Source organism: Phenylobacterium sp. LH3H17 (genome assembly GCF_024298925.1).
Classification (GTDB): Bacteria; Pseudomonadota; Alphaproteobacteria; order Caulobacterales; family Caulobacteraceae; genus Phenylobacterium.
The window spans coordinates 2,976,307-2,992,186 of the sequence record NZ_CP101283.1 but is presented as its reverse complement, the minus strand read 5'-3'; the positions used below and the strand labels follow the sequence as shown (position 1 = coordinate 2,992,186).

12 protein-coding genes are annotated in these 15,880 nt (G+C 67.6%); all 12 read left to right on the top strand.

Annotated elements, in window-relative coordinates:
- Positions 1 to 233: 233 nt before the first annotated feature.
- On the top strand, positions 234 to 1,586 hold the full coding sequence (locus tag M9M90_RS14645) for a nitrate/nitrite transporter (RefSeq protein ID WP_254833957.1): 1,353 nt from the start codon (positions 234 to 236) through the stop codon (positions 1,584 to 1,586).
- 41 nt (positions 1,587 to 1,627) lie between these two features.
- Positions 1,628 to 3,025 carry an MFS transporter gene (locus tag M9M90_RS14640; RefSeq protein WP_305885121.1) on the top strand — a complete coding sequence of 466 codons (1,398 nt, stop codon included), beginning with the start codon at positions 1,628 to 1,630 and terminating at the stop codon, positions 3,023 to 3,025.
- Positions 3,022 to 6,753, top strand: coding sequence for a nitrate reductase subunit alpha (locus M9M90_RS14635; RefSeq protein ID WP_254833955.1), 3,732 nt, complete (start codon positions 3,022 to 3,024; stop codon positions 6,751 to 6,753). Before M9M90_RS14640 ends, M9M90_RS14635 begins: the two co-directional genes overlap by 4 nt.
- Positions 6,750 to 8,273: a nitrate reductase subunit beta gene (gene narH, locus M9M90_RS14630; protein ID WP_254833954.1), complete on the top strand. Its 1,524-nt coding sequence runs from the start codon at positions 6,750 to 6,752 to the stop codon at positions 8,271 to 8,273. Before M9M90_RS14635 ends, narH begins: the two co-directional genes overlap by 4 nt.
- Positions 8,274 to 8,276: 3 nt before the next feature.
- Positions 8,277 to 8,984: a nitrate reductase molybdenum cofactor assembly chaperone gene (narJ, locus tag M9M90_RS14625; protein ID WP_254833953.1), complete on the top strand. Its 708-nt coding sequence runs from the start codon at positions 8,277 to 8,279 to the stop codon at positions 8,982 to 8,984.
- 8 nt (positions 8,985 to 8,992) lie between these two features.
- Positions 8,993 to 9,790, top strand: a complete 798-nt coding sequence (gene narI, locus M9M90_RS14620; protein ID WP_254833952.1) for a respiratory nitrate reductase subunit gamma — start codon at positions 8,993 to 8,995, stop codon at positions 9,788 to 9,790.
- A 4-nt stretch (positions 9,791 to 9,794) separates the two neighbouring features.
- Positions 9,795 to 10,913, top strand: coding sequence for a peptidylprolyl isomerase (locus tag M9M90_RS14615; RefSeq protein ID WP_254833951.1), 1,119 nt, complete (start codon positions 9,795 to 9,797; stop codon positions 10,911 to 10,913).
- 2 nt (positions 10,914 to 10,915) lie between these two features.
- Positions 10,916 to 12,103: a hypothetical protein gene (locus M9M90_RS14610; protein ID WP_254833950.1), complete on the top strand. Its 1,188-nt coding sequence runs from the start codon at positions 10,916 to 10,918 to the stop codon at positions 12,101 to 12,103.
- Between the two features lie 17 nt (positions 12,104 to 12,120).
- Positions 12,121 to 12,699: a hemerythrin domain-containing protein gene (locus M9M90_RS14605; RefSeq protein ID WP_254833949.1), complete on the top strand. Its 579-nt coding sequence runs from the start codon at positions 12,121 to 12,123 to the stop codon at positions 12,697 to 12,699.
- Complete coding sequence (locus M9M90_RS14600; protein WP_254833948.1) at positions 12,696 to 13,307, top strand: molybdenum cofactor guanylyltransferase; 612 nt, start codon at positions 12,696 to 12,698, stop codon at positions 13,305 to 13,307. The genes M9M90_RS14605 and M9M90_RS14600 overlap by 4 nt, the downstream gene beginning before the upstream one ends.
- Before the next feature lie 12 nt (positions 13,308 to 13,319).
- Positions 13,320 to 14,594, top strand: a complete 1,275-nt coding sequence (locus M9M90_RS14595; protein ID WP_254833947.1) for an acyl-CoA dehydrogenase family protein — start codon at positions 13,320 to 13,322, stop codon at positions 14,592 to 14,594.
- 100 nt (positions 14,595 to 14,694) lie between these two features.
- Positions 14,695 to 15,807 (top strand): ferritin-like domain-containing protein, encoded by a 1,113-nt coding sequence (locus tag M9M90_RS14590; protein ID WP_254833946.1) that lies wholly within the window; start codon positions 14,695 to 14,697, stop codon positions 15,805 to 15,807.
- Positions 15,808 to 15,880: the final 73 nt, after the last annotated feature.

Sequence of the window (15,880 nt, the reverse complement as noted above, 5' to 3'; positions counted from 1 at the left end):
CCTTGATTTGCGTCAATCGAGACGCCCGCTTGATGTTCATCAAGTGAGGAAATGATCCAAGTCTACCAATACCCGGATTTACTTGAGGATCGCCCGTAGTGGGCAGTTGTTTCTGCGACAATTGGGCCGTTTTCACGAGACGATTGATCCTCATCAAACGCTCACGGCGCTGACTGCTGCACTGACAGGGAGACGCGGCGCCGTCGGGTTGCGCCCTCAGGTCCGAGATTCCCGTGACAGACACATCACCCTCGTCCCAGCCTGGCGCCAACGCCGCACTCGGCATGAGCACCTTCGCGTTCACCGCGTGCTTCGCCGTCTGGACGGTGTTCTCGATCATCGGAATCCAGATCAAGCAGCAGCTTGGCCTCACGGAAGCCGAGTTCGGCCTCCTGGCCGGCACGCCGATCCTGACCGGATCATTGATCCGCGTTCCGCTGGGCATCTGGGCCGACCAGATGGGCGGCCGTATCGTCAACCTCGCCCTGATGCTCTCCGCCGCGATCGCCACGTGGCTGCTCTCCTATGCCGAGACCTATCCGCAGTTCCTGCTCGCGGCGCTCGGGGTGGGCCTGGCCGGCGGCAGCTTCTCGGTGGGCGTGGCCTACGTCTCGAAGTTCTTCTCCAAGGCCAAGCAGGGCACGGCCCTGGGCATCTTCGGCGCCGGCAACGTCGGCGCGGCCGTCACCAAGTTCGCCGCCCCCTTCGTCATGCTGGCCTTTGGCTGGCAGTCCGTGGCGCAGGTCTGGGCGAGCGTTCTTGCCGTCATAGCGGTCATCTATTTCGTCACCACGCGCGACGATCCGGACCTGGTCGCGCGCCGTATCAGCGGCGCCAAGCCCACGCCCGCCCTGATGCAGCTCGAGCCGCTGCGGAAACTGCAGGTCTGGCGCTTCGCGCTCTACTACTTCTTCTGCTTCGGCGCCTTCGTGGCCCTGTCGCTGTGGCTGCCGCACTACCTCGTGGCGGTCTACCATCTGCCGCTGATCGCGGCCGGCATGCTGGCGGCGGCCTATTCGATCCCGGGCTCGCTGTTCCGGGTGTTCGGCGGCTGGCTGTCCGACCGGATCGGCGCGCGCAGGGTGATGTACATCACCTTCGGCGTCAGCGTCGTCTGCACCTTCCTGCTGTCCTATCCGGCGACGACCTACATCGTCGACGGCATCGGCGGCCCGATCACCTTCCGGCTCTCGCTCGGCCTGGTCCCCTTCGTCATCCTGCTGTTCTGCCTCGGGTTCGCCATGAGCCTGGGCAAGGCGGCGGTCTACAAGCACATCCCCGTCTACTATCCCGAGACCATCGGCTCGGTCGGGGGTCTCGTCGGGATGATCGGCGGCCTGGGCGGCTTCGTCCTGCCGATCGCCTTTGGCGCGCTGAATGACCTGACCCATGTCTGGACCAGCTGCTTCATGCTGCTCTTCCTGCTTGTCGCGGGGGCGCTCGCCTGGATGCACCTGGCCATCCGCCGCATGGAGCGCGCCCGCACGCCCGGGCTGCGCGAGCTGCCCGAGCTGCCCGAAATGGCCGGACTTCAACCCAACCCAGCGCCCGCGCGCGCCGCGGCGCCGCGTCAGGCCGCCCAATGACCCCTCAAGGGAGACATGTCCCCATGGCAAAATCAGGTCGAGTGTTGACCGACTGGCGCCCGGAAGACCCGGCGTTCTGGTCGCAGACCGGCAAGGCGATCGCCAACCGCAACCTCTGGATCTCGGTCCCGAACCTGCTGCTGGCCTTCTCGGTGTGGATGGTCTGGTCGATGGTCGTGGCGAAGCTGAAGCTCGTCGGCTTCACCTTCACCACCGACCAGCTTTTCTGGCTCACCGCCCTGCCGGCGCTCTCGGGCGCGACGCTGCGGATCTTCTACAGCTTCCTGGTCCCGATCCTGGGCGGGCGGTTGTGGACCACGATCTCGACGTTGTCGCTGCTGATCCCCGCGATCGGCATCGGCCTGGCCGTGCAGAACCCGCAGACGCCCTACTGGGTGTTCGTGGCCCTGGCCCTGGGCTGCGGCCTCGGCGGCGGCAACTTCGCGTCGTCGATGGCCAACATCTCGTTCTTCTTCCCCAAGAGCGGGAAGGGCAACGCGCTGGCCATCAACGCCGGGTTCGGCAACCTCGGCGTCAGCGTCATGCAGTTCCTGGTGCCGATCGTGATCGCGCTGGGGGCCTTCGCCCCGGTGGTGGGCGCGCCGCAGGTGGCCGTGGAGAAGGGCGTCGAGACGAACGTCTGGCTGCAGAACGCCGGCTTCGTCTGGGTCCCGTTCATCATCGCCGCGGCGGTCGCCGCCTGGGTCGGCATGAGCGACATCGCCTCGGCCCGCGCCTCCTTCGCCGAGCAGGCGGTGGTGTTCAAGCGCAAGCACAACTGGGTCATCTGCTGGCTCTACCTGGGCACCTTCGGGTCATTCATCGGCTTCTCCGCGGCCTTCCCGCTGTTGATGAAGACCCTCTTCCCCAGCGCGCCCGTCATGCAGCTGGTGTTCCTCGGCCCGCTGGTCGGCGCGGCCTCCCGGGCGCTGACAGGGTGGGTGTCCGACAAGTTCGGCGGCGAGAACGTCACCCACTGGGTGTTCCTGTCCCTGGCCGTGGGCGTGGTTAGCGTGCTGCACAGCGTCGGCGGCCTTGGCGGCCCGTCGTCCTTCCCGCTCTTCTTCGCCAGCTTCATGTGGCTGTTCTTCTGGACCGGGGTCGGCAACGCTTCGACCTTCCAGATGATCCCGGCGATCGTGCGGGCCGACATGCCGCGCCTGCTGCCGGGCGCCGATGAAACAATTCGTCTGAAGGCGTCTGAAATGGAGTCGGCGGCCATCGTCGGCTTCAGCTCCGCCATCGGCGCCTTCGGGGGCTTCTTCATTCCCCTGGCGTTCGGCAACTCCATGAAGGCCACCGGCGGTCCCGCCACGGCCCTCATCGTGTTCCTCGCCTTCTATCTCAGCTGCGTCGCGGTGAACTGGGCCTTCTACGGCCGCAAGACCTCCCTGCTGCACGCCCCGTCGAAATCGTCGAAAATGGAAATCGCGGCATGAGCCACACCCTCGACCGCCTGGCGTTCTTCACGCGCAAGACCGAGCTGTTCTCCAACGGCCACGGCGTACTCAACGACGACGACCGCACCTGGGAGCAGGCCTATCGGGACCGCTGGCAGCACGACAAGGTCGTGCGCTCCACCCACGGCGTGAACTGCACGGGCTCGTGCTCGTGGAAGATCTACGTCAAGGGCGGGATCGTCACCTGGGAGACCCAGCAGACCGACTATCCCCGGACCCGGCCGGACCTGCCCAATCACGAGCCGCGCGGCTGTGCGCGGGGCGCCAGCTACAGCTGGTACCTCTATTCCGCGAACCGGGTGAAGTATCCGCTGATCCGCTCGCGCCTGCTGAAGCTGTGGCGCGCGGCGCGCGCGACGCGCAGCCCGGTGGCCGCCTGGGCCTCCATCCAGGCCGACTCGGCCCAGCGCAGTTCCTACGTGACCATGCGCGGGGCCGGCGGCTTCATCCGGGCCACCTGGGACGAGGTCACCGAGATCATCGCGGCGGCCAACGCGCACACCATCAAGGCCTGGGGGCCCGACCGGGTCTTCGGCTTCTCGCCGATCCCGGCCATGTCGATGGTCTCCTACGCGGCCGGCGCGCGCTACCTGCAGCTGATCGGCGGCGTGTGCGGCTCGTTCTACGACTGGTACTGCGACCTGCCGCCGGCCTCGCCCCAGACCTGGGGCGAGCAGACCGACGTGGCCGAGAGCGCGGACTGGTTCAACTCCGGCTTCATCATGCTCTGGGGCTCCAATGTCCCGCAGACGCGGACGCCCGACGCCCACTTCTATACCGAGGCCCGCTACCGCGGCGCGAAGTCGGTGGTCATCTGCCCCGACTATTCCGAAGCCTCGAAGTTCTCGGACCTGTGGCTGGCCGTGAAGCAGGGCACCGACGCGGCGCTCGGCATGGCGTTCGGCCATGTGATCCTCAAGGAGTTTCACGTCGATCGGCAGGTGCCGTACTTCCGGGAATACCTCCGGAAGTACTCCGACCTGCCGATGCTGGTCCGGCTGGTCCCCCAGGAGGGCGCCTATGTGCCCGAGCGCCTGCTGCGGGCCGCCGAGTTCGATCAGGCCCTGGGCGAAACCAACAATCCCGACTGGAAGACCGTCGCCATCGACGAGGCCACCGGCGAGGTCATCGCGCCGAACGGCTCCATCGGCTTCCGCTGGGGCGAGGACGGCAAGTGGAACCTCGAGGAGAAGGATGGTTCCGGCCGTGAGACCTCCCTGCGCCTGGGCCTGAAAGGCGTCCACGACGAGGTCGCCGCCGTGCGCTTCCCCTATTTCGGCGGCGCCGCCACCAACGGCTTCGCCATGACCGACCACCCGGACGTGCTGATCCGCAACGTGCCGGTCAAGCGTATGATGCTGCCCGAGGGCGAGACCCTGGTGGCCTGCGTCTACGACCTGTTCCTCGCCAACTACGGCGTCGACCAGGGCTTCGGCGGCGCCCACATGCCGGCCAGCTACGACGAGGTCGAGCCGTATTCGCCCGCGTGGGCGGAAGCCATCACCTCGGTGCCGAAGGATCAGATCATCGCCGTCGCCCGCGGCTTCGCCGGCAACGCCGAGAAGACCGACGGCAAGTCGATGGTGATCATCGGCGCGGCGATGAACCACTGGTTCCACATGGACATGAACTACCGCGCCGTCATCAACATGCTGGTGATGTGCGGGTGCGTCGGCCAGACCGGCGGCGGCTGGGCGCACTATGTCGGCCAGGAGAAGCTTCGGCCGCAGACGGGCTGGGCGCCGCTCGCCTTCGCCACCGACTGGATCAGGCCCCCGCGGCAGCAGAACTCCACCTCGTTCTTCTACGCCCACTCCGACCAGTGGCGCTACGAGACCGTCGAGATGAGCGAGATCCTCTCGCCCACCGCCCCGCAAGGCGTCTGGGACGGGGCGATGATCGACTTCAACGCCAAGGCCGAGCGCCTGGGCTGGCTGCCCTCCGCCCCGGCCCTGAAGACCAATCCGCTGGAAGTGGCCAAGGCCGCCGCCGCCGCGGGTCAGGACCCCAAGGCCTACACGGTCGCCCAGCTCAAGAGCGGCGAGCTCCAGATGTCCTGCATGGACCCGGACGATCCGGCCAACTGGCCCCGCAACATGTTCATCTGGCGCTCCAACCTGCTGGGGTCCTCGGGCAAGGGCCACGAGTACTTCCTCAAGCACCTGCTGGGCGCCAGCCACGGCGTCCAGGGCAAGGACCTGGGCGAGGACGGCCGGCGCAAGCCCAACGACGTCGCCTGGCATGACGAGGCGCCGGAGGGAAAGCTCGACCTGCTGGTCACGCTCGACTTCCGGATGTCCACCACGGCGGTCTACTCCGACATCGTGCTGCCGACCGCCACCTGGTACGAGAAGAACGACCTCAACACCTCCGACATGCACCCCTTCATCCACCCGCTGTCAGCGGCCGTGGACCCGGCCTGGGAGTCGAAGTCGGACTGGGAGATCTTCAAGGCCATCGCCAAGAGCTTTTCGGACGTCGCGCCGGAGGTGCTGGGGGTCGAGAAGGATGTCGTCCTCACTCCGATCCAGCACGACAGCGCCGCCGAACTGGCCCAGCCGTTCGACGTCCGCGACTGGTCAAAGGGCGAGTGCGAGGCGATCCCCGGCAAGACCATGCCGCAGATCACCGTGGTCGAACGCGACTATCCCAACACCTTCAAGCGGTTCACCGCGCTCGGTCCGCTGCTCAAGGCCGCCGGCAACGGCGGCAAGGGCATCGGCTGGAAGACCGACCACGAGGTCGATCTGCTCACCGCCCTGAACGGCGCCGTGCTGGAGGAAGGCCAGACGAAGGGCCTGGCCCGCATCGACACCGATATCGACGCCTGCGAGACCATCCTCATGCTGGCGCCGGAGACCAACGGCGAGGTGGCGGTCAAGGCCTGGGAAGCCCTCGAGAAGCAGACCGGTCGGGAACACGTCCACCTGGCCCTGCCCAAGGAAGACGAGAAGATCCGCTTCCGCGACCTGCTGGCCCAGCCGCGCAAGATCATCACCTCGCCGACCTGGTCGGGCATCGAGAGCGAGAAGGTCTGCTACACGGCCGGCTGGACCAACGTCCACGAGCTGATCCCCTGGCGCACCCTGACCGGGCGCCAGCAACTCTACCAGGACCATGAGTGGATGCGGGCGTTCGGCGAGGCGCTCTGCGTCTACCGCCCGCCGATCGACCTGAAGACCACCTACGTCCAGGGACAGAAGCCCAACGGCGAGAAGGAGATCGTCCTCAACTTCATCACCCCGCACCAGAAGTGGGGCATCCACTCCACCTACTCGGACAACCTGATGATGTTGACCCTGAACCGCGGGGGTCCGGTCATCTGGGTCTCCGAGGTGGACGCGAAGAAGGCGGGCCTCGTCGACAATGACTGGGTCGAGGCCTTCAACGCCAACGGGGCGCTGACGGCGCGCGTCGTGGTCTCCCAGCGCATCCGGGAAGGCACGACCTTCATGTACCACGCGCAGGAAAAGATCGTGAACACGCCGGGATCGCAGATCACCGGCAAGCGCGGCGGCATCCACAACTCGGTGACCCGCACGGTGCTGAAGCCGACCCACATGATCGGCGGCTACGCCCAGCTCGCCTACGGCTTCAACTACTACGGAACGGTCGGCGCCAACCGCGACGAGTTCGTCGTGCTTCGCAAGATGACCAAGATCGACTGGCTCGAAGAACCCCTCAACGCCAAGGATTTCGCCCAATGAAGGTCCGCGCCCAGATCGGCATGGTGCTGAACCTCGACAAGTGCATCGGCTGTCACACCTGCTCGGTGACCTGCAAGAACGTGTGGACCAACCGCGAAGGCGTTGAATACGCCTGGTTCAACAACGTCGAAACCAAGCCCGGCGTCGGCTTCCCGCGCGACTGGGAGAACCAGAGGCGCTGGAACGGTGGCTGGACCCGCAAGGCCAACGGCAAGATCGAGCCCAAGATGGGCGCCAAGTGGCGGATCCTGGCCAAGATCTTCGCCAACCCCGACCTGCCGGAGATCGACGACTACTACGAGCCCTTCGACTTCGATTACGGCCACCTGCAGACCGCGCCGGAGATGAAGGCGTTCCCGACCGCGCGGCCTCGCTCGAAGATCACCGGCCAGCGGATGGAGAAGATCGAGCGCGGCCCGAACTGGGAAGAGATCCTGGGCGGCGAGTTCGCCAAGCGCTCGGAGGACTACAATTTCGAGGGCGTCGAGAAGGAGATCTACGGCCAGTTCGAGAACACCTTCATGATGTACCTGCCGAGGCTGTGCGAGCACTGCCTCAACCCCACCTGCGTGGCGGCGTGCCCTTCGGGCGCGATCTACAAGCGGGAGGAGGACGGCATCGTCCTGATCGACCAGGACAAGTGCCGCGGCTGGCGCATGTGCGTCTCGGCGTGCCCCTACAAGAAGATCTACTACAACTGGGAATCCGGAAAGTCCGAGAAGTGCACCTTCTGCTTCCCGCGGATCGAGGTCGGCCAGCCGACCGTGTGCTCGGAAACCTGCGTCGGGCGGATCCGCTATCTCGGCGTGCTGCTCTACGACGCCGACCGCATCGAGGCCGCCGCCAGCACGCCTGACGACCAGGACCTCTACCAGGCCCAACTCGACGTCTTCCTCGACCCCTCGGACCCGGCGGTGATCGCCCAGGCGCGGGCTGACGGCGTTCCGGAAGCCTGGCTCGAGGCGGCCCGCAAGAGCCCCGTCTACAAGATGGCCATCGACTGGAAGATCGCCTTCCCGCTGCACCCCGAATACCGGACCCTGCCCATGGTCTGGTACGTGCCGCCGCTCTCGCCGATCCAGAACGCGGCGGCGGCCGGCGCCATCGAGATGGACGGCGAAATGCCCGACGTCCATTCGCTGCGCATCCCGGTCAAGTATCTCGCGAACCTGCTGACCGCCGGCCGCGAGGCGCCCATCGAGTTGGCGCTGAGACGCATGCTGGCCATGCGCGGGTACATGCGCGCCAAGACCGTCGAGGGGCTCGTCGACCACAAGCTGGCGGGTAGCGTCGAGCTCACCGCCGCCCAGATCGACGAGATGTACCGCTACCTGGCGATCGCCAACTACGAGGACCGGTTCGTCATTCCGTCCGCCCACCGCGAGGTGGCCGAGGACGCCTACGACATGCGCGGCTCCTGCGGCTTCTCGTTCGGCAACGGCTGCTCCGGCGGGCGCACGGAACTCGGGCTGTTCGGCCCCAACAAGCGCAGCCGCGCCAAAACCCCGATGGAGGCTTGACCCATGGCCCGCACCTACCAGGCCCTCGCGCGTCTTCTGACCTATCCCACCCCCGAGCTGCAGCGGCTCGCCCCGGAAGCCCTGGCGCTGATCGAGGCCGAGGCGCTGGTCCCGCGGACCATTCGCCAGGCCCTGCGCCGGCTGGTCGCCGAGATCACCAGCGGCGACATCTACGACCTGCAGGAGGCCTATACCGAGCTCTTCGACCGCACCCGGTCCCTCTCGCTCAACCTCTATGAACACGTGCACGGCGAAAGCCGCGACCGCGGCGAGGCCATGGTCGCCCTGGCCGAGCTCTATCGCGCTCACGACCTGCACCTGTCGGCCAACGAACTGCCGGACTTCCTGCCGGTGTTCCTGGAATTCCTCTCGACCCTGCCCGAGGCGCACGCCGCGTCCCTGCTGGGCGAGGCAACGCATGTGCTCGACGCCATGGGCGAGCGGCTGAAGACCCGGGGGAGCGCCTACCGCGCGATCTTCGGGGCGCTGGCGAAGCTGGCCTCGCAGGCCGCCGATCCCGGAGCCCTGGCCGCCCTGTTGAGCGAGCCCGACGAGGACCCCAACGACCTGGACGCCATCGACAAGGCCTGGGCGGAGACCGCGGTCACCTTCGGTCCGTCCGATGTCGGCTGCCCCAAGGCCAGCGCCCTGGTCGACGCCATGATGGCCGAGCCGGGCCGTCAGCCGCGCCGCGCCGCCGCCAGAGCCTGAGGTCCGCCATGCAACTCCTCAACCAAATCCTGTTCGGGATCTATCCCTACATCGCCCTGGTCGTGCTGGTCCTGGGATCGGTCATCCGGTTCGACCGCGAGCAGTACACCTGGCGCTCGGGTTCCTCCCAGCTCCTTCGCCGCAAGCAGCTGGTGATGGGCTCGGTGCTCTTCCATGTGGGCGTCCTGGCCATCTTCGCCGGCCACTTCGTGGGGCTGCTGACTCCGATCTGGGTGTTCGACGCGCTCGGCGTTCCCCACGGCGCCAAGCAGGTGCTGGCCATCGTCGCCGGCGGCGTCGCCGGTGTCCTGTGCCTGGTCGGCGGCTTGATGCTTCTTCACCGCCGGCTGTTCGATCCGCGGATCCGGGCCACCTCAAGCTTCGGCGACACCGCCATCCTCGTCCTGCTGATGACCCAGCTCATCCTGGGCCTGGCGACCATTCCCGTCTCCATGGGCCACCTCGACGGCGGTGAGATGCTGAAATTCATGACCTGGGCGCAGGGGGTCTTCACCTTCCAACCCGGGATCGCGGACCTGGTGGCCGACGTGCACCCGATCTTCAAGGCGCACCTGGTCGTGGGCATGACCATCCTGCTGGTCTTCCCGTTCACCCGCCTCGTCCACATGCTCTCGGCGCCGGTCTGGTACCTGAACCGGCGCGGCTGGCAGCTGGTGCGCACGCGGCGGGCCCTGCCGCTGCGGCGCGAGGCCGCCGCTCCGACCTATCCCGCCCCCGTCGTCGCGCCCCTGCCGCGCGAAACCGTCCAGGCCGTCAGGCCCAGCTCCATCAAGGCCGCCGAGTAGCCGCATGACCATCGCCACCGTCGTCGTCGAAGGGGTCGAGATCCCCGAGTTCCTCATCGCCGAGGAAGCTCAGCACCATCCGAGTTCGAACCCGCTCGAAGCGCGCACGGCCGCCGGCAAGGCGCTGGCTGTCAGGGCGCTCCTGCTGCACCGCGCTGATGAGCTCGGCCTCGTCGCCCAGCCGTTGACCGACGAAGACGGTCGCGAGGAGACCGTCGAGGAGGCGCTGATCCGCGCGACCCTCGACGCCGAGGTCGATGTCGATCCGCCGGGGGACGCCGAGTGCCGCCGCGTCTATGACGCGCAACGCGCGCGGTTCTCGACGCCGGTCCTGACCGAAGCGGCCCACATCCTGATCGAACCCCAGACCGACGACGCCGAAGGCTGGGACCACGCGCGCCAGATCGCCCAGGCCACCCTCGACCAGCTGATCGCGCGGCCCGCCCAGTTCGCCGAGCTCGCGAAGTCCGTGTCGGCCTGCCCCTCCGGGGAGGTCGGCGGCTCGCTGGGCCAGCTGAGCCCGGGAGACGTGGTGGGCGAGGTCGAGCGGGCGCTCGCTGGTCTCAAGCCGGGTGAGATCCTGGCGAACCCGGTGCGCTCCCGCTTCGGCTGGCATGTGCTCAAGCTGGAGCGGCGCATCGAGGGGAGGGTGCTGCCCTTCGAGTATGTCGAGGAGAAGATCCGCCTGCACCTTGAAAGCCGGGCCTGGGCCGCGGCGGCCACCCGCTATGTGTCCGAGCTCGCCGATCGCGCGCGTGCGCAGGGCGTCGCCTTCAGCCTGACCCGGGACGGCCGCTTCGCCGAGGGATCGCTGTCCCTTGGCGAGATGTTGGCCGACGGCGCCTCGGCCTCGCGCCTGGAAACCTGGCTCGAGGCTTGCGACCCCGCGCTGGCCGGCCGCGTGCGCGACGCCGCCAAGGCGGACAACCTCGACGTCGCCACCTTTGTGCGCCGAGCCGCGCGCCACTTCGTGGACCACGCCGACGACGAAAGCTGGACCCGGCTGATCTCGGCTTCGCAAGGCGCCACCGACCCGGCGGTCGCGGCAATGGCGTCGATCCTGAAGACCAGGCTGACGCCCAAGACCCAGGCCCACACCTACACGATCATCAAGAGGAGATAGAGGTGCGCATTACTTCACTGCTCCTCGCGGCCCTGGCCTTTCCGTCCCTGGCGGCGGCGGCCGACGCCCCGCCCGGCGACATCATCCTCGACGCGCGCCTGCGCTATGAGGCGGTCTCGCAGGACGGGTTCGCCAAGGACGCGCAAGCGCTCACCCTGCGGACCCGCCTCGGCTACGAGACGCCGGCCTGGCGGGGGTTCAAGGCTCTGGCCGAGCTCGAAAACATCACCGCCCTGGATGAGGGCTACAACAGCACCACCAACGGCAAGACCGGCTATCCCGTGGTCGCCGACCCCGAGGTCACCGAACTCAACCGCGCCCAGATATCCTGGACCGGCAAGCAGGCGGACGTGGTGGTGGGCCGGCAGCGGATCATCCTGGGCAACGCCCGCTTCATCGGCAATGTCGGCTTCCGGCAGAACGAGCAGACCTACGACGCCCTGAAGGCCGCGATCCGGCCGACCAAGGACCTCACGGTCACCTACGCCTATGTCGACAGGGTCCATCGGCTGTTCGGCCACCACAGCGTCCAGGGCGAGTGGGACAGCGACAGCCATCTCGTCCAGGCGGAGCTCAAGACGGCGGTCGGTCAGTTGACCGGCTACGGCTACCTGCTCGACTTCGACAACGCGCCCACCCAGTCCAACGCCACCTGGGGCGCGCGCCTGGCAGGATCGCGGCCGCTTCGCCCGGGCCTCGCGGTCACCTACGAGGCGGAGTTCGCGCGGCAGACGGACTATCGCAACAGCCCGACGGAGTTCACGCTCGACTACCTGGACCTCGGTGTCGGCCTGAAGGGTCCCGCCCATTGGGCCACGGTCGGCCTTGAACGCCTGGACGGCGATGGCCGCCGCGGCTTCCAGACGCCCCTGGCGACGCTGTTCGCCTATCAGGGCTGGGCCGACGTCTTCCTCACGACACCGCCAAGCGGCGTGCGCGACCTCAACCTGCGGGCCGGCACGACCATCAAGATGGGTCCGAAGTCGCTGCCGGTGAAGCTGCAGGCCGCCGCCCACGACTTCGCCGACGACGACGGTTCGCGGCGCTACGGGCGCGAGGTCGATGTCATGGCCAGCGTCCCGCTCACCAAGATCCTGAACGCGGAGGTCAGGGCGGCCTTCTTCGACGGCGCGCGACCGGGGTTCGCGGATCGCCACAAGGTGTGGCTGACCCTCGAAGCGAAGTACTAGGCAGAGGAAGGGACGCCATGGCGCCGAACCGAGCCGGGGTCGCGGAAACACCCGCCGACCTGCTGTCCGATCCCATCGCTTGGTTCTTCGCCGAACACCATCGGCACCGTCAGTTCTGCGATCTCATGCAGCGGATGTCGATGGCGACGACCTATGACGAGGAGATGCTTCGCTGGCTCCTCGACTTCGTGGTCCACGAGCTGGCCCTGCATGTGCTGGACGAGGAAGAGGACCTGTTTCCCCTGATGCGGACCCGGGCTCAGCCCGCGGACGACCTCGACAAGGTGCTGAAGCGCCTGTCCGGCGAGCATGCCAAGGATCTCACCCGGGCCGCGGCGGTCCGCCAACACCTGGAAACCTGCCTGCGCCAGCAGGTTCCCATCAGCCGCAACAATGTGCGCCGTCGCGCCTTGGAGAATTTCGCCATCCAGGAGCGCAGCCACCTTGCGCTTGAGAACGCGGTCGTCCTGCCCATCGCGCGGCTCCGCCTCACCGAGCGCGACCTCGTGGAGCTCTCCAGCCGGTTGGCGACGCGCCGGGGCCTCGCCCGACGTCCGGCCAGGCGCGCCAGGGCGCCCAAGGCGACGAGACGGTGAGCGGGTCCCTGGCGGTTGTCGTTCTCGCCGGCGGCGAGGGCCGCAGGATGGGGGGCGCCAAGCCGCTGCGCCGGCTGGGACCGACGACGCTGGTGGGTCGGGCGCTGGTGCTGGCGCGAATCTACAGCCGTAACGTCGCCGTGGCCGTCCGCGACGGCGCGCAGGTGGCCGGCGGGGTCGATGCGCCGCTGCTGCTCGACGACCCGGCGATCGAAGGGCCGCTGGCCGGGTTGGCCTCGGCGCTCCGCTTCGCGGCCGGGCAAGGCGCGGACTGCGTCCTGACCCTGCCGTGCGATTCCCCTTGTCTCCCGCCCGACCTGGCCGTTCGCCTGCAGGGCGGGCTCAGCGACGGCCAGCGGGTCGCCATGGGTCGGAGCGCGGGGCGGCTGCACCCGGTCTGCGCACTCTGGCGCGTCGAGGCCCTCGACGCCCTGCCGGCCTATCTGGCGACCGGTCGGCGGTCGCTCGGCGGGTTCGCCGCGGCGGTCGGGATGGCCGCCGTCGACTGGCCTTTCATCGAGATCGATCCGTTCTCCAACGCCAACACCCCGGGTGAGCTGGAGGCGCTGCAACCCGACCGCGGCGCGTTCGCCCACGCAAGTCCCTGAAGGAACACGGCCATGGATTTCAACTACACCGAACGTGAGACGGAGTGGCGCGACCGCGTGCGCGCCTTCATGGTCGCCCACGTCTATCCGGCCGTTCCGATCTATAAGCAGCAGATGGCTGTGGAGGGCGCGGCGCGCTGGCAGGTCATCCCGATTGTCGAGGAACTGAAGGCCCGGGCCTATTCCGAAGGCCTCTGGAACCTGTTCCTCGCCCCGTCGGAGCATGACGAGGGCGAAGATCAGGGACCCGGTCTCAGCAACCTCGAATACGCGCTCTGCGCCGAGGAGATGGGCCGCGTCGGCTTCGCCTCCGAGGTGTTCAACTGCTCGGCGCCGGACACCGGCAACATGGAGGTGCTGCGCAATTACGGTTCGGCCGCCCAGAAGGCCCAGTGGCTGCGCCCGTTGATGGCGGGCGAGATCCGCTCCGCCTTCCTGATGACCGAGCCGGACGTCGCCTCTTCGGACGCCACCAACATCCAGACCTCGATCCGCCGCGACGGCGACAGCTATGTCATCAACGGTCGCAAGTGGTGGTCCTCCGGCGTGGGCGATCCACGCTGCAAGATCGCGATCCTGATGGGCAAGACCGACCCGGAGGGCGCCAGGCACGCCCAGCAGTCCCAGATCCTGGTGCCCACCGACGCGCCTGGTTTCGAGGTCGTGCGCATGCTGCCGGTCTTCGGCTACGATGATGCGCCCCACGGCCACGCAGAGGTGGTTTTGCGCGACGTCCGGGTGCCCGTCGAGAACCTGATCCTGGGGGAGGGGCGTGGCTTCGAGATCGCCCAGGGCCGTCTGGGCCCCGGCCGCATCCACCACTGCATGCGCGCGCTGGGCGCCACCGAGGTCGCCCTGGAGAAGATGGTCGACCGGCTGTTGTCGCGCGTCGCCTTCGGCAAGCGGCTGGCCGACCAGTCCGTCTGGGAGCAGCGCATCGGCGAGGCGCGCCTCGACATCGAGATGACCCGGCTGCTGTGCCTGAAAGCCGCCGACATGATGGACAAGGTCGGCAACAAGGCCGCTCAGCTCGAGATCGCGATGATCAAGGTCGCGGCGCCCCGGACCGCTCTCAAGGTGCTGGACGATGCGATGCAGGCCCACGGGGGTGGGGGGATGTCCGAGGACTTCGGCCTTGCCCGCGCCTATGCCGGCATGCGGTCGCTGCGCATCGCCGACGGGCCAGACGAGGTGCATCTGCGCGCCATCTCCAGGCTCGAGATCGGACGCCACGGCGCCCGGATGCGCGCCTGGCGGGAGGGCGCCGCGGATGCCCCGGTCGCCTGACCAATGGGAAGCTGGGACTTGATTTCAGTCAAAGGTGACGGGGGCGTCATCTTTTAGAGTCGCCTCAACCCGGTCATCCAGACGGGACAGGAGACGCCCCATGCTGCAGGTCCATGAAGTGAAAGGGCCGCCGACGGCCGTGCAATATTTCGACGACGAAGACCTCGCCAAGCGGCTGACCGACCGCGATGTCGAGGTCATTCGCGAGATCTTCAGCACGCCGCTGACCGGCTCTTACAACTGGGACTACGAGACCGCCAATTCGAAGATCCGGCGTCTCTATGAGCTGGGCAAGCGTTTCAACTGGAACACCGAGCTCGACATCGACTGGACCCAGCCGGCGCCGGTGCGGCCGGAGGGCCAGGTGAGCGAGGGGCCGGAGGGCTATGCCGGGCATCCGAAGTGGGAAGCTCTGACTCCGGTTCAGAAGCGTGAGTTCCAGCACCGTTCGAACGCCCAGACCCTGTCGCAATTCCTGCATGGCGAGCAGGGCGCCCTGATGGTCGCCTCGCAGCTTGTGAGCTGCGCGCCGACCCATGACGCCAAGCTCTATGCGGCCTCCCAGACCTTCGACGAGGCGCGCCATGTCGAGGTCTTCCATAAGTACCTGATGGAGCGCTGCCGGATGATCTATCCGATCAATCCGAGCCTGAAGTTCCTGCTCGACAAGGTGCTCACCGATCCGCGCTGGGACCTGAAGTTCATCGGCATGCAGATCCTCATCGAGGGCCTGGCCCTGGCCGCGTTCCAGACCATCCACCAGACCACCGAGGACCCGCTGCTGCGCGACGTGGTCGGCCTGGTGATGCGCGACGAGGGCCGCCACGTGGCGTTCGGCGTGAACTATCTCGAGGACTGGATCCGCGCCCTGCCGCAGGACCAGATCGAGGAGCGGGCCCAGTTCGCCTACGAGGCCTGCCTGGTCATGCGCGACCGGCTCGTCTCGACCAATGTCGCCCAGGAGTTCGGCTTCACCGAGGAGGAGGCCATAGAGATCAACAACGCCACCCAGGGCGGCCGGGCGTTCCGGACCTTCCTGTTCGAGCGGATGATCCCGAACCTCAAGCGCATCGGCCTGCTCACCGACGCGATCCGCCCGAAATTCGAGGCGCTTGGCGTGCTGCAGTTCGAAAACCTGAAGCACGACGGCCAGATCGAGTGGTCGACCCTTGAGGCGCCCCTGATGCGCGGCGACGCCGTGATCGCCGCCTGATCCGACGCTCGGCCGGGAGGCGCTCCGATCTCGGAGCGCCCTTGGCTCGGGCTCGCCACCGCTACGGCTTGGC

Bases quoted from the DNA above. Each gene is read 5' to 3' on its own strand.
- M9M90_RS14595 (WP_254833947.1), top strand. From the start codon at position 13,320: ATGGATTTCAACTACACCGAACGTGAGACGGAGTGGCGCGACCGCGTG.
- narI (WP_254833952.1), top strand. From the start codon at position 8,993: ATGCAACTCCTCAACCAAATCCTGTTCGGGATCTATCCCTACATCGCC.
- M9M90_RS14590 (WP_254833946.1), top strand. From the start codon at position 14,695: ATGCTGCAGGTCCATGAAGTGAAAGGGCCGCCGACGGCCGTGCAATAT.
- narJ (WP_254833953.1), top strand. From the start codon at position 8,277: ATGGCCCGCACCTACCAGGCCCTCGCGCGTCTTCTGACCTATCCCACC.
- M9M90_RS14635 (WP_254833955.1), top strand. From the start codon at position 3,022: ATGAGCCACACCCTCGACCGCCTGGCGTTCTTCACGCGCAAGACCGAG.
- narH (WP_254833954.1), top strand. From the start codon at position 6,750: ATGAAGGTCCGCGCCCAGATCGGCATGGTGCTGAACCTCGACAAGTGC.
- M9M90_RS14615 (WP_254833951.1), top strand. From the start codon at position 9,795: ATGACCATCGCCACCGTCGTCGTCGAAGGGGTCGAGATCCCCGAGTTC.
- M9M90_RS14605 (WP_254833949.1), top strand. From the start codon at position 12,121: ATGGCGCCGAACCGAGCCGGGGTCGCGGAAACACCCGCCGACCTGCTG.